The organism is Henriciella pelagia (genome assembly GCF_002088945.1).
Classification (GTDB): domain Bacteria; phylum Pseudomonadota; class Alphaproteobacteria; order Caulobacterales; family Hyphomonadaceae; genus Henriciella; species Henriciella pelagia.
On the sequence record NZ_NCSU01000007.1, the window covers coordinates 214714 to 237211 of the forward strand.

A 22498-nucleotide genomic window follows, 5' to 3' on the forward strand; every position below is an offset into this window, starting at 1 on the left:
GTCTATGCAGGACGTGCTCAACGTCGCCCCCTCGAAATGGCGCCAGGATGAGGAAATCACCATTTTCTCGGACGCCGTCGGACAGTTCTTCGAGCGCGAATGTGCGCCGCATGTCGAGGAATGGCGCAAGCAGGGATACGTGCCTCGTGAAACCTGGAAGAAGGCTGGTGAAGCAGGCCTGCTGTGCGCCTCGATCTCTGATGAATATGGCGGCGCAGGCGGCGACTTCCGACATGAGGCCGTCATCATCGAACAGCAGCAGTGGAAGGGCATCGACGGCTTCGGCATCACGCTGCACAACGCGATTATCGCGCCCTATATCGAGGCTTTCGGTTCGGAAGAGCAGAAGAAGAAATGGCTGCCGAAAATGGCGTCGGGCGATCTTGTGACCGCCATCGCCATGACTGAACCAGGCACCGGCTCGGACCTCCAGGCGGTGAAGACCACGGCCCGGAAGGATGGCAACCATTATGTGATCAACGGGTCGAAGACTTTCATTTCCAACGGCCAAACCGCAAATCTGATTGTCGTGGTTGCCAAGACGGATCCGACCAAGGGCGCGAAGGGCATTTCGCTGATCGTGGTTGAGACCGACGAGGTCGAGGGCTTCGAGCGCGGCCGCAATCTGGAGAAGATCGGCCAGAAAGCCGCCGACACGTCAGAACTCTTCTTCAATGATGTGCGCGTTCCGACATCCAACCTCCTCGGCGTGGAGGAAGGCCAGGGCTTCATCCAGCTCATGCAGAAACTGCCGCAGGAGCGTCATGTCATTGGCCTCCAGGGCGTCGGCATGATCGAACGCGCGATCCGGGAAACCACTGAATACGTCAAGCAGCGCAAGGCGTTTGGCGGCACGATCTGGGACTTCCAGAACACGCAGTTCAAACTCGCCGAATGCAAGACGGAAGCGACGGTTGCCAAAGTCTTCGCTGACCACTGCACCGAACTGCTGCTGCAAGGCAAACTCGACGCGGCGACGGCCTCAATGTCGAAATACTGGATCAGCGATCTGCAGTGCAAGATCATCGACGAGTGCCTGCAGCTGCACGGTGGCTACGGCTATATGGACGAATATCCGATCGGCCAGATGTATGCCGACGCCCGCGTCCAGCGCATCTATGGCGGCGCGAACGAAGTGATGAAAATGCTGATCGCGAGGACGATGTAGAAAGAATGAGAGGTAATCTGATCTGGATCATGATCGCACTCGCGGCATTTGCTGTGAATATCTGGCTGGGCTTCGATCTGCGAGCTTCTCAGCCGGACGGCATCATGTGGATGGTGCACTTCGGACTTGCAGCTGCCGCGATCATCTTCGCGATCTTGCTGATTGTCTTCGGTCGCGTTCAGGACAAGGCCAGAGCCAAGTTGACGGCATTGGGACTGAGCGAAAGCGATATCGATGCGTTGATGAAATCCGATGCCTCGGAAGAAGAAATGGTCGCGAAGATACAAGCCGCGAGCACCAGGTCGAGCCAGAGTACCAAGGAGCAAGACCCGTGAAAGCCAATCCAGCCTCATTGCCAGGCAGTCAATCATGACGCGCTGGCTCGGCATTGCTTCCATTGTCCTCGGCATCATTGCCGTCGCACTGGGTGCGTATGTCGAATTCATCCTGCCCGAGACGCCGGGGGCGGACGGCTATGTCCCCGCCCTGCTCGGTCTCGGGTCCATCGTTATTGGCGCAATCGTCCTGCGCCAGACACAGAACCACGATCCATGAACTTTCCCGAAAGGAGCCCCTGAAATGACTGAAGCTTACATTTATGACGCCGTGCGCACCCCGCGCGGCAAGGGCAAGAGCTCCGGCTCTCTGCACGAGATCACCGCCCTCTCGCTCGCGACGCAGGCCCTGCAGGCCATTCGCGACCGCAACGAGCTCGATACGAGCAATGTTGACGACGTCGTGCTCGGCTGTGTGTCGCCCGTTGGCGAGCAGGGCGCAGACATTGCCCGTATCGCGGTGCTGAATGCCGACTATGCCGAAACCACCGCAGGCGTGCAGATCGACCGCTTCTGCGCCTCCGGCCTCGAGGCCTGCAACATGGCCGCCGCAAAAGTCATGACCGGCGAGGCTGACATGGCCATCGGCGGCGGTGTCGAGAGCATGTCCCGCGTGCCCATGGGCGCAGCTGGCGGTGCGTGGTCGGCTGACCCGCAAGTCGCCCTCAAGACCTATTTCGCCCCGCAGGGCATCGGCGCGGACACGATTGCCACCAAATGGGGCTTTTCGCGCGATGATGTCGACGCTTACGCTGTCGAATCCCAGAAGCGCGCCGCCAAGGCCTGGGAAGAAGGCCGCTTCAAGAATTCCATCGTGCCCGTGAAAGACCAGATGGGCGCAATCATCCTCGACCATGACGAACATATGCGTCCGGACGCGTCCATGCAGTCGCTTGCCTCGCTGAACCCGTCCTTCGCAGGCATGGGCGGCATGGGCTTCGATGAAGTCATCAAGCAGCGCTATCCGGAGCTGGAAGCCATCGATCACGTGCACCATGCCGGCAACTCGTCCGGCATCGTCGACGGCGCATCGGCTGTTCTCTTTGGCTCGAAGGAAATGGGCGAGAAGCTCGGCCTGAAGCCGCGCGCCCGCATCAAGTCCATGGCGTCCATCGGTTCCGAGCCCGGCATTATGCTGACCGGCCCCACGGCCGTGTCCCGCAAGGCGCTGATGAAAGCCGGCATGGACGTCGACGATATCGACATCTACGAGCTGAACGAAGCGTTCGCTTCGGTGCCGATGCTGATGATGCACCTGCTGAACATCCCACATGAGAAAATGAACGTGAATGGCGGCGCCATCGCCTTTGGTCACCCGCTGGGTGCGACCGGCGGCATGCTGCTCGGCACCATGGTGGACGAGCTTGAGCGCTCCGACAAGGAGACCGCGCTTGTGACGCTGTGCGTCGGCGCCGGCATGGGCACCGCCACGATCATTGAGCGGGTCTAGTTTGGCTATCACCCCCCTCCGACCCGCTTTGCGGGCCACCTCCCCCAAGACTGGGGGAGGCAAGGCGTTGCGTCTGAAGCTGCCTTCTTGCCTCCACCGCTCAGCGGGGGAGGTGGCGGCGAAGCCGGCGGAGGGGGCACCTTGAAAGCCAACCCGGTCATTAGAAGACGCGCTCAAGCACTGAGAAGTGAACTCACAGATGCAGAACGAATTCTCTGGTCGAAACTCAAAGGCAGGCAGGTCAATGGCTGGCAATTCAGGAACCAGCATCCAGTCGGGCCCTACATTGCCGACTTCGCATGCGTCAAAGCTCGCCTCATCATCGAAGTGGACGGAGCTTCACACACCGAGGACGCACAGCTTGCTCACGATGAACGCCGTTCGGCTTTCCTCAGAAAGCAAGGCTGGCACGTCCACCGCGTCTGGAACATCGACATCTACAACAACCTCAACGCCGTCCTCGACGGCATTCACGCACTCTTGCCCCCCTCAACCCAACGCTGACGCGCTGGCCCACCTCCCCCGCTTTGCGGCAGGGGCAAAAGGGGAAGCATATTTAGGGAGACCACTCAAATGAACCTCGAAACATTCAAATTCGACATTGATGGCGACGGCATTGCGCACGCCCAGTTCGACGTGCCGGGACGCAGCATGAATACGCTGACCGCCAAGGCGGTCGCCGACATCATCGCGATCTCCAAGGAGGTCGCCGAGAACGACAAGATCAAGGGTCTCGTCATCTCGTCTGGCAAGCCATCCGGCTTCTGCGCAGGCGCAGACCTGGGCGAGATGGGCGACCGTGCCGGCGCGGCAGACACCAGCAACCTCAGCGAGGACGAAAAGCTGAAAGCCCGCTTCAATCAGGGCTTCTCGCTCAACAAGACACTTCGCGAGCTGGAAACCTGCGGCAAGCCGGTCGCCTGCGCGCTCAATGGTCTCGCCCTGGGCGGCGGCCTCGAAGTGGCGCTGGCCTGTCATTACCGCGTCGCGGCCAATGACAATCCAAAGCAGCAATTCGGCCTGCCGGAAGCCAAGATCGGCCTTCTGCCGGGCGCAGGTGGCACGCAGCGTCTGCCGCGCCTTGTCGGCGTCCAGGCAGCCCTGCCGCTCATCCTTCAGGGCACGAGCTTCTCTGCCGAGGAAGGCAAGAGCATGGGCGTGATCAACGAACTCGCGCCCGGCGCAGAGGTCGTCGAGAAAGCCAAGGCCTGGGTGAAAGCCAATCCGACGGCGAAAGCCCCGTGGGACGAGAAGGGCTTCAAGGTCCCAGGCGGCGTGGTTCACAAGAGCCCGGGCGCCGGCCAGGTCGCGACCATGTCGAACATGATGCTGGCGGCCAAGACCTATGGCAATTATCCGGCCCAGAAGAACATCCTCTCCTGCATCTATGAAGGCATCCAGGTGCCGATTGATGCGGGTCTTCGCATTGAGACGCGCTACTTCATCAACACCCAGTCGCGCCCGGAAGCGAAAGCGATGATCCGCTCACTCTTCCTGTCGACGCAGGCCCTTTCGAAGGGCGGCAACCGTCCGGAAGGCTACCCGAAGACCGAGTTCAAGAAGATCGCCGTCATCGGCGCCGGCCTGATGGGTGCCGGCATCGCCTATGTCCAGGCCAAGGCTGGCATTCCGACCGTGCTCGTCGACATCTCCAAGGAGAATGCCGAGAAGGGCAAGGATTATTCCCGCCGCCTCGTCGAGAAGGACATCTCGCGCGGCAAGTCGACAAAGGAAAAGGGCGACAAGCTGCTCGACCTGATCACGACGACCGACAATTATGATGACTTCAAGGGCGCGGACCTCGTTATCGAGGCCGTGTTCGAGAACCCGGAGCTGAAGGCCAAGATCACCGAGCAGGCCGAGGCCGTGCTGGGCGAGGATGCAGTCTTCGGGTCCAACACCTCGACCCTGCCAATCACCGGTCTTGCCAAGGCGTCGAAGCGCCCTGAGAACTTCATCGGCATCCACTTCTTCTCCCCAGTGGAGCGGATGGGTCTCGTCGAGATCATCTCTGGCGAAGAAACCTCCGAGGAGACGCTGGCCAAGGCGATCGATTACGTCCTCGCGATCCGCAAGACGCCAATCGCCGTGAATGACAGCCGCGGTTTCTATACGTCCCGCTGCTTCGGCACCTATACGCAGGAAGGCATGCAGATGCTGGCCGAAGGCATCAAGCCGGCCATCATCGAGAATGTCGGACGCCAGTCCGGCATGCCGATGGGACCGCTGGAAGTCTCCGACTCGGTCGGTCTCGACACCGCCCTCAAGGTTGGCCGTCAGATGGCCCAGGCCGCGGGCATGGACTATAATGGCAATGAGCTGGGCCAGATGATGGCCTGGCTGGTCGAGGATCAGGGCCGCGTTGGCCGCAAGGCCGGCAAGGGCTTCTACGACTATAATGAGAAGGGCAAGCCTGCACGGCTCTGGCCCGACCTCAACAACCGTATCGACGTGAAGGTCGATGAGTGCCCGCCGGAGCTGAAGCAGCACCTGAAGAACCGCTTCCTTGTCCGTCAGGCCATCGAAGTCGCCCGCTGTTTCGAGGAGGGCGTCATCACCGATGCACGCGACGCCGATATCGGCTCGATCCTCGCCTGGGGCTTTGCGCCTTATACGGGCGGCTGCTGCTCCTATGTCGACCTGATCTGGGGCATCGGCCCGTTCGTGGAAGAAGCTGAAAAGCTCGCCGCAAAATATGGTGAGCGCTTCGCCCCACCTGCCCTGCTCAAGGACATGGCCGCCAAGGGCGAAGGTTTCTATGACCGCTTCCCGCCAGGCGGTGTGAAAGCCAAGGTCGCGGCATAAGACAACATCGTCGCGTCAATCAGAAAACCGGGGCCCGCGCCCCGGTTTTTTATTGCGCATTTGAAATCTTTTTGCATCTTATGCACTTGTTGAACGTGTAATGGACATTCCGGACGCAACGGGTTGGGCCTGGATGTAGCGGCTCACCCCGAGTGGGCTATCGCGTCTCTTATCGTCTGGCATCGACATCACGATGGCAAGGAACCGAAGGAGTTCAGATGTCGCGCCCTGGTGGCACCCGGAATGCCGATTATGACGAAAAGCGCGAAGCACTTGTCAACGCCCTGGCCGACTATGTGAACCAGACCGACGTCGTCCTGCCATCCCTGCGCCAGCTCTCTATTGCCGTTGGCTCATCTCAACCGAGGATCAACCACTATTTTGGCAATCGCACAGGGGTCATCATCGCCATTATCAACCGGCTCGGAGAACTTGGCGAACCAATTCGCGACCAATTGCGCGAGCCGCGCGGTTCCCTGCTTGAGGCTGCTGAAAAATATGCGCAGATCGCCGAAAGCCTGAGCCGCAATCCGCGCTATGTGAACGCCCACATCTTTGCCATTCGCGAGGGACTGACAAACCCTGAAGTCGCCAAGGCCTACAATGCCGTCCTTGTCGCACCCGCAATCGAAGCCATTGCCGAGAGTTTCGTGAACTCTCCAGGTGGACCGGACAGCATGGAAACGGCCCGCATCGCCGCTGATATGATCATGTCGGCCGTCATGATGACATCGCTTCGGCAGGCCTTCCAGTCATCGCCGGAGGCGGCGGGCGAACTCCACCGCGAGCACGCCATAATGGTCAGCTGGATGACAAGGGGACTCGTCCAGGACCCAAATGCCAAAAACATGCAGGTACGGCTTGAAGAGGAAGCGGAGCTCTCCTGAAGCACGCCCACGCCAGTTGAAGCGGCCTAGGTAATCCTCCGTATCCCCCTCCCGGCGCCGATGGCTTAGGTCTGGAGCTGAACCGGGAGGAAATCATGAGCTTCAAGAAAATCGTCCTTCGACTTGCCCGCAATCCCGGCATTCCAAATGGCGATGCAGAGCGCGGCTATGTCATCACAGCGCCGATCACGCCGGACGGCCAGATTGATCTCGACGCCTGGCGCACCCATCGCAAGGACGCGATTGTGATCCGGTTTGACCCGGACCCTGCCGAGCATGCCGATGGCTGGCTCACCCATCGCGGCAGCCACTGGTACATCCACTATGACGAAGACCATGAAGGGCCGGACGAGCCGGCCTACCGCTTGGGCGATCATCGGTTTGAACGCGGTGAATACATAACGATCCGGCACCGGGAAGCCGAACCCCTGACCTACCAGATCACGGACATCGCCGACGCCTGAAGTCCACGTGCCGAGATTGCTGGGTACTGTAATAACTGCGACATATTCGTCGGCAGGTACATAGCCATTAAAGTATTGAAAAATTCTCCTTATAAGAGTGTTATGCGTTTATGAATCGCGCTTAGGGGGAAATTTGATGGCCCGCCCATCTGGGGTGAGAAACCCCGACTTTGACATTAAAAGGAATGCCCTGCTCGACAAGCTGACAGCCTATGTCCTGTCCGACGATGTCCAGTTGCCGTCCATGAGGCAACTTGCAATCGCGGCCGAAACCTCGCAGCCCACGCTCAACCACTATTTTGGCGACCGGCCAGGCGTGATGGTTGCGATCATTCATCGCCTGCGACTGATGTCCCGCCCCATTCGTCGGCAATTGCGCATTGCAGAACGCAACATCGAGGAGTCCATCGCCGGCTTTGTCAAGATTGCGATCGAGCTCGCCTCCAATGACACCTATCGGCGCTCCCATGCCTTTGCCATACGAGAAGGCATGGTCGATGAAGAGGTGCTGTCAACCTATATGGAAGAACTGGTGGAACCGGCAATCGATGCCATTGCGGAACGGATTGTGAAAACACCGGGCGGGTCCCGAAACTTCGCGACCGCGCGGGTGGCTGCCCGATTGCTGTATGACGGCGCAAACAGCGTGGTGCTGCGTTGCGCCATGAGCGACATCACACCGGACACCGCTGAATTCGAACGCCAGGTGACACTGATGCACAACTGGTTCCTGCACGGCTTCCTGCGCTTTCCGGACGGCCCGGACGTAAGGCCAAGCCCAGCCGACCAGCAGCCACAGAGCCGCTAGACGCCCGCCTGCGCAAAGCAAAACGGCCAGGCTCGGATGAGCCTGGCCGCCTCCGTTTTTTGTCGAGGCGAAGACTACTTTCCGAGAAGTTGTTCCTCAAGAAAGTCGATCACTGCCACCGCAGTCTTCATGCGACCTTCGCCCGTCGACATCCAGTGGTCTTCGTCTTTGAGCTCGACCATCTCGACCGTCTTGCCTTCGCGCTGGAGCGCGCGGAACATCGCTTCGCTCTGCTCAATAGGCACGACATCATCATCGTCGCCATGAATAAGCAGCACCGGCGCTTGAACCCGGGCGGCAAAGTTTACTGGCGAGATGTCTCGAAGCTTCTCGCGGTCCTCGCGGCGGTCGCCGATCACGTTGTTCCAGTAGGCAACGACCGGGCTTTCGAAACCAGTCTCACGGCCTTCCCAGAACAGCATGGCCGGCAAGTCGCTCACGCCGGCTCCAGCAATGACACACCTGTACATTTCTGGCGTGAAAGTCGCACCGGCTAGTGCTGCGTATCCGCCATAGCTCCATCCAAAGATACAAACTCTGTCGGGGTCGGCATAACCTTGGTCGATCAGGTATTTTGCAGCATCAGTGACATCATCCTGCATTTCCTTGCCCCAACGTCCGCGACCGGCGTCGCGGAACTCGCGTCCGAAGCCGTCTGACCCACGAAACTGGGGCTGGATCACCAGCATACCGCGCGAAGCGGGCAATTGCGCCATCCAGTCGAAACCAAGCTCGTCATGAGCTTCGGGCCCACCGTGCGGCAGAACAACCAGTGGTAGATTCTTGCCATTCCCCGGCTCAACGCCCGCAGGCCAGGTCAGCAGTGCCGGAATTACCATGCCATCACGCGCGGTATACTCGATAATCTCGACATAGCCGATATGGCTAGCGTCAATGCCCGGCCGGCTGGAGCCAATGGCTGAAAGTGCGCCCTGAGTGCGGTCGAACAGGTAATAATCGCCCACCGCAGAGCCACCCGAAACGTTGAAGATAATCTTCTCGAAATCGTCACTGCTACTCACGATTCGCACCGCGGAGTCCGGGAATGCAGCTTGGGCTGCGAGAACAGTGTTCTGCAGGTCCTGATCGACGAATTCATAGAGCGGCGTGATACCCTCATAGGCGAGTCCGACGATATTTTCGTCCTGGTCACGAATGGTGCCCGCAATCTGCTCGGCGCCATAGGGATTTGAAAAGCCGGACTCCACGATCTGGCCATCAAAGGTCAGGCCTTTGATATCCGGAATGGAAAATGCGTCGCGCCCTTCATCGTGCCAGACCAACAGCATGGAGCGGTCATGATTAAAACCGATGACCTGTATGAGCGGATAGTGAAGGTCCCACTCATCCTCCTTGACGTTGTCCTCGCGCCAGACAAGTACGCTTTCGTCGCCGCTGCGTCGGCGGACTTCGTAATAGTCGCGGGCATCGTCGCGCTCGATCTCAAAATCTATCCGGCCATTTTCATCAAGCAGGACACGCTTGTCCGAGAGATTATATTCTCGCTTGCCCGCGCCGGTATCAAGATTGACGCGGAACATCGCCCGGCTGCCGCTTTTCTGCGTCGCCGGCATGAGCACTTCACCATCATCAAATGTGTACGAAATCGTCGTTCCGGAACTTGCCTTCGGCGCCAGGTCTCGGCCGCGCGAGAGAAGCTGCGCGGTCTTGCCATTCTCGATATTGATCGCAATGGCGCCGGCAAAGCGGAAGTCGCCAATGCGCCGGTCATAGCTCATATCCGTTCCCAGGATGATGGCATGCTTGTTGCCGGCCCAGTCGACGCCGCGTGCTTCGAAATTCTTCACCTCTACTGCCCGAACAATACCGCCGCCGATCCTCACGACCGTTACCAGATCCTTGTTCTGCTCACGCTTGATGAAAGCGAGGTGACGCCCATCGGGCGAAATCGTCATATTTCGAACGGTTGCGAGGTCGCCATAAGCCTCGACCGGCGGCGGTTCCGACTGACCATGTGCCACCACAGACACGGACATACTGACGGCAATCGCTGCGGCGCAGCAGCCGATAGCTTTAAGGAAATTCATCTGACCCTCATATTCCTGACTTTCCGAATTGTGCAAAACTTCTGCGGGAAATGAAAGAGGGATGATACAAAGGAAAACGGCCAGGCTCGGATGAGCCTGGCCGTCTTGTATTGGTTGTCGGCAGAGGCCGGACCTAGCTGGTGGTGACCGGCGTCAGCAGGATTTCGACGCGGCGGTTCGTAGCACGACCAGCAGCCGTGTCATTGCTCGCAATCGGCTGGGTCTCACCCATGCCATAGGCCCGGATGCGGACCGGCTGAACGCCGCGATTCACAAGATAGTTCGAGACCGAATTCGCGCGGCGCTCGGACAGCTGCATGTTGTAGTCGTCGGGACCGTCGGACGAGGCATGGCCGACAACATCGACAGAAGTCGACGGATAGTCGACGAGCGTCGCGGCAACATCATTCAGCGGGCCATAGAATTCAGGCTTCAGCGTTGCGCTGTCGACCGAGAAGGTCACGCTCGATGGCATGGTCAGCGCGATCTGGTCACCCTGGCGTTCAACCTGGATGTCGGTGCCTGCCGTGCGGGCGCGCAGTTCGCGCTCCTGACGGTCCATATAGGTACCGACGGCTGCGCCTGCGAGCGCGCCAACGGCTGCGCCGATCGCGGCGTTGCGCGTATCATTGCCACCGGCCAGCGTGCCGAGCGCGGCCCCTGCGAGCGCGCCGCCGCCTGCGCCATACGCCTGGCGCTGGGAAAGGCCAGTGCCTTCACATGCCGTCAGCATCATTGCGCCAGCTGCGACGCCAATCATCATCTTGTTCATGGTGGGAAATCTCCTGTTGGATGCACCCCCGGACCTTGGGGACAGTCAACTGAACGTTATCTGAACAGCTTTGTTCCCTCTTTTTCAGGGAGGGTAAGACTGGATATAACTCATAGCATGTGTGGACGATTTTTCCGATACGGCGTGACATGGTCCGATTACCGGGCGTGGCTGAACCTTGTCCCCCCCGAGGACACCGAGCCGCCCGAGCCGACCTATAATGCGGCGCCCGGCTCATACCAGCCGATTATCAGGCTTGCGCGGGACGGGACGGCCGAACTTGCCCCGGCCATGTGGGGGCTTGTGCCCAGCTGGTGGAAGAAGCCGCTAAAGGAAAAGACATTCACCACTTTCAACGCCAAGAGCGAGACCGTGGCCGAAAAACCCGTGTTTCGCGGCGCGTTCCGCCATCATCGCTGCCTCGTGCCGGTGAGCGGCTATTATGAATGGACGGGCCGGGCGGGTGCGAAGACGCCCTTCGCTGTGGGCCTTCGAAACCGCCGCCATTTCTGCCTCGCCGGGCTTTACGATGTCGCCCACATCGACGGATCTGAGCTGCACAGCTTCACCATCCTCACCACCACGCCGAATGATGCGACGGCCAGCCTGCACCATCGCATGCCGGTCATCCTGCACCAGTCCGATTTCGGGCGCTGGCTGGACACCAGCAATCGCGATGTGGAGTCGCTGTTCGAGCCCTTCCCCTCAGAAGACGTACATGTCTGGCCCGTCGATCCGGCGGTCGGGAATGTGCGCAACAATTACCCTGCACTTGCCGAGGAAACCTGAAGAAGACTTGCGCGTTATAGCGGCAATGTGAACCGGGAAGGGCTCATGAAGACGATCTTCTTTATATTTGTCGGCCTGCTGGCGCTGACGGCGTGCGCCGTCTGATCAATCGTCCTCGATCTCGAACTTGCCATAAGCGGCCGCGACCATGCTTGCGATCTCCTCGCAGGCCCGTCTGGCCGCGTCCACGACGCCGGTGAACGCGGTGAAGCCGTGAGCGAGGCTGTCATAGCATTTATAGGTGACATCCACGTCTGAGCGCCGGAGCAGCTCGGCATAGGCGGCGCCATCATCGACCAGCGGGTCAAAGCCGGCCGTGACGATAATCGTTGGCGGCAGGTCTTCGAGGCGGGTCTCCTGAGCGGGCGAAACCCGCACGTCCGAGCGGTCCTGACCTTCTGGCAGGTACTGGTCGAGGAACCAGCGCATCGTGTCGGCGTCGAGGGGATAGGTCTCGCCAAAGACGGTATAGGACGGAAACTCGTTTTCTATTTCCGTTACCGGATAGATGAGGAGCTGGAGCAGCGGAAGCGGCTTGCGCTCGCGCATCATTTCCTGGGTCACGATGGCCGCGAAATGGCCGCCCATACTGTCCCCGCCAATCGTGGCCACACCGGCCGGAGCGCCAAGCTTTGCTGCATTGCGCAGGGCCCACTCATAGGCATCGATACAATCCTGGAGGCCTGCCGGGAATTTGTGTTCCGGCGCGAGGCGGTAGTCGACAGAGACGATGGGGCAGCGGGCACGCTTCGCAATCATGGTGCAGAAGACGTGGCAAGTATCGAGATCACCGATCACCCCGCCGCCAAAATGCATGTAAACCATGACCGGGGCTTTCGGATCCTGGTTCGCCGGCCGGTAGATTCGGACCGGGATCTTGTGCCGGCTGGATGATGCTATCTCGTCATTCTCCCAGCTGACACCACTCACCGGACGGTCGCCGAACATGGCGAGACCGGCGGCGGACGCGGCGCGTGCATCGGCGGCTGGCAGGCTGGACATGGGCGGTTGCGATTTTGCCCCGTGCGCGAGGAACTGGAACTGTGGGTCGAGCTTCCGGCCATTGATCTCGACCGGCTTGCCACCCGCCAGTTTGACGAGGAGGCTGTCGGGCAGCTTCAGCAGGAGTTTCGCAATCTTGACTTGCAGGCTCATCTGGCCGGCTCCCTTAATCTGTTTTCCGTGCGAGCGCACCGCCGCCTTCAAGCAGCAGCCGGGTCGCAAATTCCGTTGCACCTTCGACGTCGATCGGGCGCCGCTGCAGCATATGATCGCCAAGCTCCCGTGCAATCCCTATCGCCGCGGCAGTGAAATATTCGGAGTCCGACAGCGCGATCCTGGCCTGCTTGGCGATGGCCTCAAGGTCATTGCGGATTTCGTCGAAGATGGCATGCATTTCGGGCGTATCGACGCGCACACCGATCAACGCAGCGTGTGGTGCCCCATTGCGAATGTCTTCCTGGTTCTCTTCCTTCAGCCATTTGAAATATTCGCCATAGGCGACGCGAATATAGTCCTGGAGCGTCAGGGCCTGTTCGCGAACCTTGGCGAGTTTGGGGCGAAAGCGACGCGCGCTCTCATCGGCAATGGCCTGGAAGATTTCTTCCTTGGACTTGAAGTAATTGTAGAAGGTGCCGGCAGCGAGGTCAGTTTCGCGGATAATGTCACGGACCGTCGTCGCCTCAACGCCGAGGCGCGCAAACACGCGCCGTCCTGCCTTCAGGATGGCATCGCGGTTGGCGGCCTTGGTGCGTTCTCGTTTTCCTACGTTCAAGGGCGGCTTTGTTATGGACATCCTGATGACTTCCTGACTGGATTCCCAGCAATCAAATTGGTGACGCCGCGTCAACTTCAATTGCTTCGTGACGATCAATTTCAAGACGCCTGCGCACGGTCTGATAGACGCCCCACAGCGCCCGCAGCGCGATCAGGCCCAGAATGCCGATCATCGGCTGACCAAGCGCGATCATCACGCCGAAGCCCACAAAAATGCCGATGTGAAGCACGACGACGCGGCCATAGGGCTTTGCCATTTCCTGCGTGGGGTCGGTCTCGCGAAACTCGCCGCGCCCGATGAAGTCGCGAACAAAGAGGACAAGCTGAAGGGCAATGATCGCGCCGAGAAATACGTACATGTGCGGTCCGCTCGCCAGGGCAAAGCCCACGACACCCAACGGCGAAGGAAAGCCCATGTCTCCGCCACCGCTCATCGCTGAGAAGGCCACAAGAAAGACGCCGTGCACGAAGCAGAACATGCCATAGTGGAAGGTGAAGAAAGGCCCGAGAAACACCATGACCGGCAGGCCGACAATGCCCATGCGGACACTCGATGTGATCATGCGCAGCAAGGTCATGGCCCCGATGACAACATTCTCCAGCCAGTAGAGGAAAACGAGCGATGTCGCGTCCCATCCAAATGCGAAGATCGCATAAACCGGAAACAGGTCCACGAGCAGGATCGCCCATGCCACAGGGTCGCGATAGGTGCGCGACAGGTTTTCAGGGGACAGCCAGCTTAGCATGCCGGCAACCCCATTTGCCGCTTTGGTTCAGTGTTCATGAAGCGTCCCCGCCTTTCACGCTTGATGGCCGACTAGCTCGCCCCTCCATAGGGCGGGAAGGATAGCGGGTCGCGCGCTGTCAGTCCGAATGAGCGCTTCGACGTGTTGTAATTGCCCGTCAGCACTTCGAAATGCAGGTGTATGCCGGTGGCATTTCCAGACTGCCCGATGATGCCGAGCGGCTGTCCGAAGCCAATGGACTTGCCCGCGTAAACACCGCTCGCAAACGAGGCCATGTGGGCGTAGCGGGTGAACACGCCCTGTCCGTGATCGATAACAACATAGTTTCCGAAGCCCGTGCTGAAATCGGCTTCGCGGATGATGCCTGGCGCTGCGGAATAGATGGTGGAGCCAGGGCTGGCCTTGACGTCGAGCCCCTTGTGGACGCGCCCGGAGCGTTGGCCGAAGCCGGACGTCATGCAGGCATTGTTCATCGGCACTGGCGTCATGACAACCTTGCCATCGACGATGATGACGGGATTGAAGTTCAGGATGCGATTGTTCGGGTCAGCTTCGAACGCATTGGTGATAACACTGTTCGGGCAGAGATAAAGATTGGCGTCCGGCTGGAACGGGCCCTGCTCGGCATTCACCGACGCTGTCGTCGTGATGGCGGGCGGGAGCGGCGCGCGTTGTGGCGAGGTTGCGCAGCCTGCAGCCCAGAGCACGATCAACAAAACGGCAAGGGCGACATTTCGCATGGTGAAAGAATCCGCTGGCTGCGGGGCCTCATGCCATGGCTCTGGCCCGCTTCTGCCCCCGCGCTATCTCTTTCATAAGGTCCTTTACATAAGCGTTAAAGTCCACCTGCATCGTGTGGCGTGGCGCATCGTAGAAATGACCGGTGTGGAACGCTTCGTCTGCCTTTGTGATCTCATCCATTTCGCTGGCGGGGGGCAGTTCATATTCACCCGCAATGAGGGCAGCGCAGAGCTTGGACTGCTGCTCGGCGAAATTGACGAGTGTGGGCAGCGGCTGGGCGAGCGCCAGGAAGAACAGGTTCTCATAGCCCGGCTTCACCATCCGCTTGAACAGCGGAAATTTGTTCTCGACTGGCTGTAATTGCGGGTCGTCAAAGAAGGGGAAGCTGACATTGTAACCGGTGGCCCAGATAATCGCGTCGAGTTTTTCGCGCGTGCCGTCGGTGAAGACCACGCCATCCCCGTCGAGCTTTTCGATGGCGCCTTTTGGCGTGATGTCGCCGCAGCCGACCCGGGTCAGGAATTCACCGGACACTGACGGGTGGCCGTCAAGCGGCTCATGATCGGGCTTTGGAAGGCCATAATCCTCCATATTGCCGATATTCTTCTTGATCATCTTCCGGGCAAGCTTGCGACCGAGGCCGGTCGGCATCCAGGTTGGCAGCGACGCCTTGTCGGCCGGCACGCCATTCATGTATTTCGGCAGCACCCAGACGCCGCGGCGCATGGAGATGAACAGCTTTTCGGCGAGCGGGCGCTGCGACAGTTCGGACGAGATATCCATTGCCGAATTGCCGGCGCCGACAATCATCACCCGCTTGCCGCGGAAATCGTACGGCTCGAACGGGTCGCGGTAGTGGTGGGAGTGGACCTGGTAGCCATTGAACTCGCCTGGATAGACAGGCGTGCGAGCATCCCAGTGATGGCCATTGGCGACGAACAGCCACTGATAGGTGCGGGTCTCGCCAGTCGAGAGCGTCACCTCCCAGTCGCCATCATCGCGGCGCTTTGCGCGCGTCACTTCCGTGTTGAAGGTGATCGTGTCGCGAAGCCCGAAATGATCCACATAGTCGTGAAAATACTGCAGCAACTGTGCATGATGGGGGAAGTCCGGCCAGTCTTCCGGCACCGGATAATCCTCAAAGGCGAGCCGCCATTTCGACGTGTCGATATGCAGGCTCTGATAACAGGATGAGAGCCCGTTCGGGTTCTTGTAATACCAGTTGCCACCGATATTGTCGGATTTCTCGAAACAGTCATAGGCGATGCCGTAATCCCTGAGGCGCTTGGCCATGGTAAAGCCCGAGCACCCTGCTCCGATGATACACGCCTTATCTTTTGATGCTGCATTCGTTGCGATGAAAACCTCCCGCCGCGTCATTGGTTGCGCTGGCTGACAAGGATGGTATCGACGCTTCGCTATTCGTCAATTTCACATAACGTAAGCAGGAATCCGCCATATGAGCACCGGGGAAAGCCAGAACGAAATGCTGCTCGAAGTGATGCAGGCGCACGCCTCGCGTATCATGGAATCGGTCCCGTGGGCGCAGGCACTGGGCCTCAGGCTCACGCGGCTGGAGAAGGGCCGCGCGTTTGCGAAAGTGGCATGGCGCGAAGACTTTGTCGGTGACCCGGACACTGGAGTCATTCATGGCGGGGTGCTGACAGCACTGCTCGACAATCTGTGCGGCGTCTGCATCAACACCGCACTGACGAGGCCAAAGTCGATGGCGACGCTCGACCTGCGCATCGACTATATGCGTCCGGCAGAGAAAGGGCGCGACATCCTCGCTGAGGCCGAGTGCTATCACATTACCCGCAATGTCGCCTTCACGCACGCCTGGGCCTATCATGAGAGCAGGGACAAGGTGATTGCGACGGCCGCCGGCACCTTTGCGCTGAATGACATCTCACGCTGGGCGAGCGGCAACGCCGCCATGGAAATGGCCAGCAAGCTGCTGGGAGGCCAGTCATGAAGACGCGCCTGTCCGAGGTGCAGACCTTTCTCGACCGCACGCCTTTTGCGCGATTTCTCGGCATGCGCTGCGAGATGAAAGACGGTGAACTGATCGCCACTCTGCCCTTCCAGGACAAGTTCCTGGGCAATGTTGCCATCAACGCCCTGCATGGCGGCTGCACCGGCGCTTTCCTCGAACTGACCGCCATCGCCGGCGTGTTCCTGGAATCAGAGATGAAGCAGCCGCCGAAGCCAATTAATATCACGGTAGACTATCTGCGCTCGGCCAAAGGCGAAGACCTTTATGCCCGCGCCATTGTCCACAAGCTTGGCCAGCGCATGGCGAGCGTGCGCGCCGAAGCCTGGCAGGGCGACGACCCGACCAAGACCGTCACCGCCCTGCAGGCGCACTTTCTGGTCTCGGATGCCGGCTGAGACCGCCCGTCAGCGGCTGTCATTCCACTTGACCCGGTAGAGATCGAACCGCCGGTCACGAAGGTTTCGGACCGTGCCTTCGGAACGGGCCACGGCGAGGTCGGTGAGGTCAAGGTCCGCCATTACCACCGCCTCGACATTCTCGGCAATCTCGGCCGCGATCCCTTCGCGCGCGAAGGGATAGTCGCACGGCGTCAGGATGGCCGACTGGGCATAGTTGATGTCCATGTTCTCGACATTGGGCAGGTTTCCGGTACAGCCGGACGTCACGACATAGAGCTGGTTCTCGATGCAGCGGGCATGGCAGCAATAGCGCACCCGCAGATAGCCCTGCCGGCTATCGGTGCAGAACGGTGTGAACAGGATGCGCGCGCCCTCATCGGTCAGGCGGCGGGCAAGTTCCGGGAACTCTGCATCATAGCAGATGAGCACGCCGATCGGCCCGCAATCTGTCGGAATCACATCGACACTGTCACCGCCCTTGATGTTCCACCAGTGGCGTTCGTCCGGTGTCGGATGAATTTTCTCCTGCGCATGCACAGACCCGTCGCGAAGGAAGACATAGGCGACATTCTGGATATCGCCGTCATCGGTCCGGGTCGGGTGAGAACCGCCAATAATGTTGATGTTGTAGGAAATGGCGAGCTCGCGCATTTCCTTGATGAAGCGTGGTGTAAACCGCGTCAGAGCTTCGATGGCCTCTGCAGGCGAAAGCTTGCGCTCCTCGAAGGCCAGCAATTGCAGGGTAAAGAGTTCCGGGAACACCACGAAATCGGCGCGGCGATCCGAACAGACATCGACGAAATATTCGACATTGGAGATAAACTCCTCGAAGCTTTTCACGGCCCGCATCTGGACCTGCACCGTCGCCACGCGAACCGCTTCCTTGACGTGCTGGACGATGCGCTGCTTCTGCGGAAGCTCCTCGGCATATGGGTTGCGCCAGACCATGTGCGTGGCGTTCCCGCCGGAATCGGCGTCATCCGGCAAATAGTTGCGCAGCACACCAATCGGCTCGAACCCTGCGCGAATATGGAAGCGGATGACCGGGTCGGTTGCCTTCTGTTCCTTGACGGCCCGTACATAATCTTCCGGGTCGGGCCAGGTTTTCTGCTTGCGCCGCCAGCCCGGCATACGGCCGCCGAACACGATGCCCTTCAGTTCCCATTCCTCGCAGAGCTGCTTGCGTGCATCATAGAGCCGCTGGCCGATCCTCTGGCGGCGAATGTCCGGGTCGACCGAGACGTCCATGCCATACAGCCAGTCACCTTCAGGGTCATGGCGGGCGGCATAGCCATTGCCGGTGATCTCGATCCAGTCATGTGGGCTCATCGCCAGTTCTTCCTTGACGATGAAGCTCGCCGAATAGCCGACGATTTCGCCTTCATATTCGACGACGAACTGGCCTTCGGGGAAGGAGGAGATCTGGCCGCGCAACATACCCGGCGTGTAGCCATCGGCCGGGTTCTTGTAGACCTTGATGACAAGCGCGGCAATTTTCGGCACATCCTCGAGCGTTGCGTTGCGCACGACGATGGACGCCTTTTTTCTCTGGCTTGTCATCAGACCCTCTTGTTACGAAATATGGCTAGACCCCTTCAATGAAAGGGCAACGGAGCCGGAAGACAAGTGTTCCAATCAGGCTGCGTCTGAAACAAGTTTCGATATTTCAGCGGCGTAGCGGCTCGCTTTCTTCTCGCCCACGCCGGAAACCGCGCGCAGGCTGTCCTCGCCGGAGGGTCGCTCCTGTGCGATGGCGGCGAGTGTCTTGTCATGGAAGATGACATAGGGCGGCACGCCCTTGGACTTGGCCGTCTCCAGCCGCCAGGTGCGTAGCGCATCGAACAGGGCGCGGTCGCGCTCCGAAAGGTCCATCGACACAGCCGATGCCGACCCGCGCCTGGCGCGCTTCGACTTGCGCTGGTTCGGGTCCTCGCGCAGCCAGACTTCGCGCTCGCCGCGGAACAGCGCCTTCGCCTCCTCGGCGTCCGGCACGATGATGACGGGGCGCATTACCTCGCCGCTTTCGGCCAGCAGGCCGGAGAAGAGCAGCTCATCAAACACGGCGTTCCAGCCCTGCTTCGAAAGATCAGTGCCAATGCCATAGGTAGAGAGTTGCGAAAGGTCTTCGTCGAACCCGTCCCTGGCCTGGCCGGTCAGGTGAATGATCAGGCGCCCGCGCCCAATGCGCTGCCCGCAGCGGATCACGGCAGACACAGCCATTTGCGCGAATTTCGTTGCGTCATAGCCGGTGCCGGGTTCGCGCTGGCAATTGTCGCAGACGCCGCACGGCTCAACCTTGGCCTCGCCGAAATAGCGCCGCACCGCACCGCGGCGGCAGTCATTGCCATTGAAGAAGGCGAAGAGCTGGCGCGTCTTGTTGAGCTGGACGCGGCGCACCTCCTCTGAAGCGTCGCTCTCCATCGTCCAGCTGATCGAACGGCGAAGGTCTGCCGGACCGTAGAGCGCATAGCCCTCGGCCGGTTTGCCATCACGCCCAGCCCGGCCGACTTCCTGCCAGTAGGCTTCCAGCGTCTTTGGCGGGTCGGCATGGATCACGAAGCGCACATCCGGCTTGTCGACGCCCATGCCGAACGCCACCGTGGCGCACATGGTGAGGCCGTCCTCGAGCAGGAATCGACGCTGGCGCTCGGCGCGCAGCTCAGAGTCGAGCCCGGCATGATAGGCAAGCGCCGGCACGCCTGCCTTTTCCAGCGCTTCGGCCAGCTTCTCGGTCCCGTCGCGGGTGGCAGCATAGACGATGCCGCTTTCGCCCTTGTGCGCTTTGACCAGCGAAACCACGCGGTCTGACTTGCCACCTGTCTTTGGCTCGGCCCCAAGGGTGAGGTTTGGCCGGTCGAAACTCGCGACATGAGTCTCGGGCGCGGTAAGATCGAGCTGGGTGAGGATGTCGTCGCGCGTGCGCTCATCGGCGGTGGCCGTGACAGCGATGCGCGGCACACCGGGAAAGAGCTGTTTCAGGCGGCCAAGCGCGCGATAATCGGGCCGGAAGTCATGCCCCCACTGGCTGACGCAGTGCGCTTCGTCGATAGCAATCAGCGAGACATTGAGCCCGGACACGCGCTGGCCCATGCCATTGGCGAGCGCTTCGGGCGAGACATAGAGCATGTCCATCTCGCCGCGTGCCGCCGCTTCCAGCGCGGCGGACTTTTCCTCATAGGACATGGAGGAGTCGAGCCGCTCGGCCCGCACACCAAGCGCCTTCAGCGCATCGACCTGGTCCGCCATCAGCGCGATCAGCGGGGAGACGACGAGGCCGACACCCGGCCGCAGGATGGAGGGAATCTGGTAGCAAAGCGATTTGCCGCCGCCTGTCGGCAGCACGGCCAGGACATCCTTGCCGGCCATGACATCGCCGATCACCGCGTCTTGCAGACCGCGAAACGCGTCATAGCCATAGACCCGTTTGAGAAGGTCCAGCGGCGTTTCATCGGCAGGCAGTTTGCGGGCAGCGCTCATCTCCCAGACCCTGCCGGGAGTCGGGACCTGCCCGCAATGGCGGACTGCGTTTTCCCTCAGAGGCGCGAGCCGGTGAGCTCCACATCCGCCTTCGACCAGGCATGGTGGAACATTTCCCGCATTTCGGCGGCTTCCTCGGTCTTGCCCTGGGCGTCGAGCGCGCTCATCAGGCCGTGCATCGACCAGCCATTGTGCGGATAGTCGACAAGGTCGCGCCGGTAGACCGCTTCGGCCTCATCATACCGCTCCGCCGCGAGCAGCGCTTCGCCGAGTGACTGGCGTGTCGGATAATACCAGAAGGGCGGCTCCATATAGGGCAGCGTGTCCTGGCTGGCGACGGCATCCTTGAAGTGAGCGACGGCGGTGTTCGGAATGCCGCGCGCCATCGCGATTTCGCCCTGCAGGAGGTCATCGGCAATGCCGAGCAGCGTGCTGGCCGGGTAGTCATTCGTGTCGAGGAAGCTGACCTGCACGCTGTCCTTCATGGCGGCGAGCCTTGCCTGTTCACCGGCGGCCTCATCTGCTTTCCCGGTTCGGGCGAGCGCCACGCCGCGGGCATAGTGATGAATGGCATTCGAGAAATCGAGCTCTGCAGGCGGGGCATCCATGGCGAGAATATCATCCCACTTGCCGAACTGCACATGCGCGAGCACCGGGATCGTCTTGAAGAATTCGACCGTCGGGAACTGTTCGATCTGCTCAAGGCGCACATTGTCGGCAACTTTCCGGGCCGCTTCGAGTGCAACTTCGCTCTGCCCGCCCATGCTCGCTGCCGCCCACAGGAAGTGGATATTGTGCGGATAGTAGAGCGCCGGATAAAAGCCCTGCGCATTGCACTGGGCGATATAGTCCTCGTCCACATTCGCGGCCTGCACATTGGCTTCTGCGGCGTCGTCATAGCGCCCGACACGCCAGAAGATGTGGGCCGGCATGTGCACGAGATGGCCTGAGCCCGGCACGAGCGTGTAGAGCCGGTCAGCCTCATCCTCTGCCCGGCCGGGGTCTGCCGACGCTTCCACCGCATGGATGTAGAGGTGCAGCGCCAACGGATGGTTCGGCGAGCGGGCAATCGTGGTCTCCAGCGCCTTGATGACCTCCACCGTTTCCGGCTTCGGTTCGCCATCGGCGGACCAGTAATCCCACGGCATGGTGTTCATCCACGCCTCGGCATAGATAGCCGCCGCGTCATCGTCTTGCGGATAGGCTTCGACATAGTCTCCCATGGCCTCGGCCCAGGCGATGTCGAGCGGTTCGCGCGGGGTGGACGGGTCGCCATTATAGCGAGTCGACAGCGCATCGATCAGCGCCTGCTCCTGCGTGGTGGCATTGGCCTTCAGGGCGATGGCCCTGTCGATTGCGGCGCGGGCCGCGACACGGTCAGCATCGGCCATGACCGCCTTGCCCTTGCTGGTCACATTGATGTTCGGCCCGGTCGCCAGCGCCTCGCCCCAGAAGCACATGGCGCAGTCCGGGTCGAGTGTCTGGGCTGCCCGGAAAGACCGGATCGCCTCGGCATGGTTGAAGCCGAAAGCCAGCACCATGCCCTGGTCGAAATACTTGTTGGCGTCCTCGCTGCTGGTCGAGATGGTGCGGTGATAATCGCCCATGCCCTCGAACAGCGGCGCACCGGCCTTTTCGGCAAGGCTGGCCGTCTCGTATTCGCCTTCAGCTGCCGGAGGCTCCGGCGCGATGGCCGGGGCAAGGTCTTCGGTTGAAGAGGTTGCGCACGCGCTCAGCAGGAGCGCCGCCATGGCGCTCGACGTCAAAAGTCTCATTGGTTTCTCCCACCCGGCGCCCCCACAGCGCTCAAACGACCCAGGCAGGGTGTTTACCACGAA

The 22498-nt window shown here is 60.4% G+C and carries 22 protein-coding genes; 12 read left to right on the forward strand and 10 right to left on the reverse strand.

What is annotated here, in order from left to right; translation table 11 throughout:
- Positions 1 to 4: 4 nt before the first annotated feature.
- The 9 genes from B8746_RS03630 (at position 5) to B8746_RS03670 (ending at position 7917) form a co-directional block, all read left to right on the forward strand.
- The gene (locus B8746_RS03630) at positions 5 to 1168 is read left to right on the forward strand and encodes an acyl-CoA dehydrogenase family protein (protein ID WP_084391871.1); all 1164 of its coding nucleotides are present in this window, start codon (positions 5 to 7) and stop codon (positions 1166 to 1168) included.
- 29 nt (positions 1169 to 1197) lie between these two features.
- Entirely contained in the window at positions 1198 to 1503 is a 306-nt protein-coding gene (locus tag B8746_RS03635) for a hypothetical protein (protein ID WP_143434515.1), read from the forward strand.
- A 34-nt stretch (positions 1504 to 1537) separates the two neighbouring features.
- On the forward strand, positions 1538 to 1723 hold the full coding sequence (locus B8746_RS03640) for a hypothetical protein (RefSeq protein ID WP_084391873.1): 186 nt from the start codon (positions 1538 to 1540) through the stop codon (positions 1721 to 1723).
- Positions 1724 to 1747: 24 nt separating this feature from the next.
- Positions 1748 to 2953 (forward strand): acetyl-CoA C-acetyltransferase, encoded by a 1206-nt coding sequence (locus B8746_RS03645; RefSeq protein ID WP_084391874.1) that lies wholly within the window; start codon positions 1748 to 1750, stop codon positions 2951 to 2953.
- 141 nt (positions 2954 to 3094) lie between these two features.
- On the forward strand, positions 3095 to 3457 hold the full coding sequence (locus tag B8746_RS03650; RefSeq protein ID WP_084391875.1) for an endonuclease domain-containing protein: 363 nt from the start codon (positions 3095 to 3097) through the stop codon (positions 3455 to 3457).
- A 69-nt stretch (positions 3458 to 3526) separates the two neighbouring features.
- Positions 3527 to 5758 carry a 3-hydroxyacyl-CoA dehydrogenase NAD-binding domain-containing protein gene (locus B8746_RS03655; RefSeq protein ID WP_084391876.1) on the forward strand — a complete coding sequence of 744 codons (2232 nt, stop codon included), beginning with the start codon at positions 3527 to 3529 and terminating at the stop codon, positions 5756 to 5758.
- 218 nt (positions 5759 to 5976) lie between these two features.
- Positions 5977 to 6645: a TetR/AcrR family transcriptional regulator gene (locus tag B8746_RS03660; RefSeq protein ID WP_084391877.1), complete on the forward strand. Its 669-nt coding sequence runs from the start codon at positions 5977 to 5979 to the stop codon at positions 6643 to 6645.
- A 95-nt stretch (positions 6646 to 6740) separates the two neighbouring features.
- The gene (locus B8746_RS03665) at positions 6741 to 7109 is read left to right on the forward strand and encodes a hypothetical protein (RefSeq protein ID WP_084391878.1); all 369 of its coding nucleotides are present in this window, start codon (positions 6741 to 6743) and stop codon (positions 7107 to 7109) included.
- Between the two features lie 136 nt (positions 7110 to 7245).
- Positions 7246 to 7917, forward strand: coding sequence for a TetR/AcrR family transcriptional regulator (locus tag B8746_RS03670; RefSeq protein ID WP_084391879.1), 672 nt, complete (start codon positions 7246 to 7248; stop codon positions 7915 to 7917).
- A 74-nt stretch (positions 7918 to 7991) separates the two neighbouring features.
- Here the strand turns inward: B8746_RS03670 and B8746_RS03675 are convergent, their stop codons facing one another.
- Positions 7992 to 9965 (reverse strand): alpha/beta hydrolase family protein, encoded by a 1974-nt coding sequence (locus B8746_RS03675; protein WP_143434516.1) that lies wholly within the window; start codon positions 9963 to 9965, stop codon positions 7992 to 7994.
- 133 nt (positions 9966 to 10098) lie between these two features.
- Positions 10099 to 10737 (reverse strand): YiaD family glycine zipper/OmpA-like lipoprotein, encoded by a 639-nt coding sequence (locus B8746_RS03680; protein WP_084391881.1) that lies wholly within the window; start codon positions 10735 to 10737, stop codon positions 10099 to 10101.
- A gap of 117 nt (positions 10738 to 10854) precedes the next feature.
- Between B8746_RS03680 and B8746_RS03685 the strand changes: the two genes are divergently transcribed.
- Positions 10855 to 11526, forward strand: coding sequence for an SOS response-associated peptidase (locus tag B8746_RS03685; RefSeq protein WP_084391882.1), 672 nt, complete (start codon positions 10855 to 10857; stop codon positions 11524 to 11526).
- Between the two features lie 105 nt (positions 11527 to 11631).
- On the opposite strand, the gene B8746_RS03690 is transcribed toward B8746_RS03685, so the two are convergent.
- The 5 genes from B8746_RS03690 to B8746_RS03710 form a co-directional block, all read right to left on the reverse strand.
- The gene (locus B8746_RS03690) at positions 11632 to 12681 is read right to left on the reverse strand and encodes an alpha/beta hydrolase (protein ID WP_084391883.1); all 1050 of its coding nucleotides are present in this window, start codon (positions 12679 to 12681) and stop codon (positions 11632 to 11634) included.
- A 13-nt stretch (positions 12682 to 12694) separates the two neighbouring features.
- Positions 12695 to 13321, reverse strand: a complete 627-nt coding sequence (locus B8746_RS03695) for a TetR/AcrR family transcriptional regulator (protein ID WP_084391884.1) — start codon at positions 13319 to 13321, stop codon at positions 12695 to 12697.
- 31 nt (positions 13322 to 13352) lie between these two features.
- Positions 13353 to 14048: a DUF6498-containing protein gene (locus B8746_RS03700; RefSeq protein WP_084391885.1), complete on the reverse strand. Its 696-nt coding sequence runs from the start codon at positions 14046 to 14048 to the stop codon at positions 13353 to 13355.
- Positions 14049 to 14119: 71 nt separating this feature from the next.
- Positions 14120 to 14788 carry a M23 family metallopeptidase gene (locus B8746_RS03705; RefSeq protein WP_084391886.1) on the reverse strand — a complete coding sequence of 223 codons (669 nt, stop codon included), beginning with the start codon at positions 14786 to 14788 and terminating at the stop codon, positions 14120 to 14122.
- A gap of 28 nt (positions 14789 to 14816) precedes the next feature.
- Positions 14817 to 16169, reverse strand: a complete 1353-nt coding sequence (locus tag B8746_RS03710; RefSeq protein ID WP_084391887.1) for a flavin-containing monooxygenase — start codon at positions 16167 to 16169, stop codon at positions 14817 to 14819.
- Between the two features lie 79 nt (positions 16170 to 16248).
- On the opposite strand from B8746_RS03710, the gene B8746_RS03715 reads away from it, so the two are divergent.
- Entirely contained in the window at positions 16249 to 16764 is a 516-nt protein-coding gene (locus tag B8746_RS03715) for a PaaI family thioesterase (RefSeq protein ID WP_084391888.1), read from the forward strand.
- Positions 16761 to 17180: a PaaI family thioesterase gene (locus tag B8746_RS03720; protein WP_084391889.1), complete on the forward strand. Its 420-nt coding sequence runs from the start codon at positions 16761 to 16763 to the stop codon at positions 17178 to 17180. The genes B8746_RS03715 and B8746_RS03720 overlap by 4 nt, the downstream gene beginning before the upstream one ends.
- 9 nt (positions 17181 to 17189) lie before the next feature.
- On the opposite strand, the gene B8746_RS03725 is transcribed toward B8746_RS03720, so the two are convergent.
- The 3 genes from B8746_RS03725 to B8746_RS03735 all read right to left on the reverse strand — a co-directional run bounded on the left by B8746_RS03725 (position 17190) and on the right by B8746_RS03735 (position 22435).
- Positions 17190 to 18743 carry a bifunctional GNAT family N-acetyltransferase/carbon-nitrogen hydrolase family protein gene (locus B8746_RS03725; RefSeq protein ID WP_084391890.1) on the reverse strand — a complete coding sequence of 518 codons (1554 nt, stop codon included), beginning with the start codon at positions 18741 to 18743 and terminating at the stop codon, positions 17190 to 17192.
- 75 nt (positions 18744 to 18818) lie between these two features.
- The gene (recQ, locus tag B8746_RS03730) at positions 18819 to 20660 is read right to left on the reverse strand and encodes a DNA helicase RecQ (protein WP_084391891.1); all 1842 of its coding nucleotides are present in this window, start codon (positions 20658 to 20660) and stop codon (positions 18819 to 18821) included.
- A gap of 56 nt (positions 20661 to 20716) precedes the next feature.
- Entirely contained in the window at positions 20717 to 22435 is a 1719-nt protein-coding gene (locus B8746_RS03735; RefSeq protein WP_084391892.1) for a tetratricopeptide repeat protein, read from the reverse strand.
- Positions 22436 to 22498: the final 63 nt, after the last annotated feature.

Excerpts from the sequence above, each read along its gene's own strand:
- B8746_RS03635 (WP_143434515.1), top strand. The coding sequence starts at position 1,198 with ATGATCGCACTCGCGGCATTTGCTGTGAATATCTGGCTGGGCTTCGAT.
- B8746_RS03675 (WP_143434516.1), bottom strand. The coding sequence starts at position 9,965 with ATGAATTTCCTTAAAGCTATCGGCTGCTGCGCCGCAGCGATTGCCGTC.
- B8746_RS03670 (WP_084391879.1), top strand. The coding sequence starts at position 7,246 with ATGGCCCGCCCATCTGGGGTGAGAAACCCCGACTTTGACATTAAAAGG.
- B8746_RS03685 (WP_084391882.1), top strand. The coding sequence starts at position 10,855 with ATGTGTGGACGATTTTTCCGATACGGCGTGACATGGTCCGATTACCGG.
- B8746_RS03715 (WP_084391888.1), top strand. The coding sequence starts at position 16,249 with ATGAGCACCGGGGAAAGCCAGAACGAAATGCTGCTCGAAGTGATGCAG.
- B8746_RS03705 (WP_084391886.1), bottom strand. The coding sequence starts at position 14,788 with ATGCGAAATGTCGCCCTTGCCGTTTTGTTGATCGTGCTCTGGGCTGCA.
- B8746_RS03710 (WP_084391887.1), bottom strand. The coding sequence starts at position 16,169 with ATGACGCGGCGGGAGGTTTTCATCGCAACGAATGCAGCATCAAAAGAT.
- B8746_RS03695 (WP_084391884.1), bottom strand. The coding sequence starts at position 13,321 with ATGTCCATAACAAAGCCGCCCTTGAACGTAGGAAAACGAGAACGCACC.
- B8746_RS03655 (WP_084391876.1), top strand. The coding sequence starts at position 3,527 with ATGAACCTCGAAACATTCAAATTCGACATTGATGGCGACGGCATTGCG.
- B8746_RS03630 (WP_084391871.1), top strand. The coding sequence starts at position 5 with ATGCAGGACGTGCTCAACGTCGCCCCCTCGAAATGGCGCCAGGATGAG.
- B8746_RS03640 (WP_084391873.1), top strand. The coding sequence starts at position 1,538 with ATGACGCGCTGGCTCGGCATTGCTTCCATTGTCCTCGGCATCATTGCC.
- B8746_RS03660 (WP_084391877.1), top strand. The coding sequence starts at position 5,977 with ATGTCGCGCCCTGGTGGCACCCGGAATGCCGATTATGACGAAAAGCGC.
- B8746_RS03700 (WP_084391885.1), bottom strand. The coding sequence starts at position 14,048 with ATGCTAAGCTGGCTGTCCCCTGAAAACCTGTCGCGCACCTATCGCGAC.
- recQ (WP_084391891.1), bottom strand. The coding sequence starts at position 20,660 with ATGAGCGCTGCCCGCAAACTGCCTGCCGATGAAACGCCGCTGGACCTT.
- B8746_RS03720 (WP_084391889.1), top strand. The coding sequence starts at position 16,761 with ATGAAGACGCGCCTGTCCGAGGTGCAGACCTTTCTCGACCGCACGCCT.
- B8746_RS03735 (WP_084391892.1), bottom strand. The coding sequence starts at position 22,435 with ATGAGACTTTTGACGTCGAGCGCCATGGCGGCGCTCCTGCTGAGCGCG.
- B8746_RS03680 (WP_084391881.1), bottom strand. The coding sequence starts at position 10,737 with ATGAACAAGATGATGATTGGCGTCGCAGCTGGCGCAATGATGCTGACG.
- B8746_RS03665 (WP_084391878.1), top strand. The coding sequence starts at position 6,741 with ATGAGCTTCAAGAAAATCGTCCTTCGACTTGCCCGCAATCCCGGCATT.
- B8746_RS03725 (WP_084391890.1), bottom strand. The coding sequence starts at position 18,743 with ATGACAAGCCAGAGAAAAAAGGCGTCCATCGTCGTGCGCAACGCAACG.
- B8746_RS03645 (WP_084391874.1), top strand. The coding sequence starts at position 1,748 with ATGACTGAAGCTTACATTTATGACGCCGTGCGCACCCCGCGCGGCAAG.
- B8746_RS03690 (WP_084391883.1), bottom strand. The coding sequence starts at position 12,681 with ATGAGCCTGCAAGTCAAGATTGCGAAACTCCTGCTGAAGCTGCCCGAC.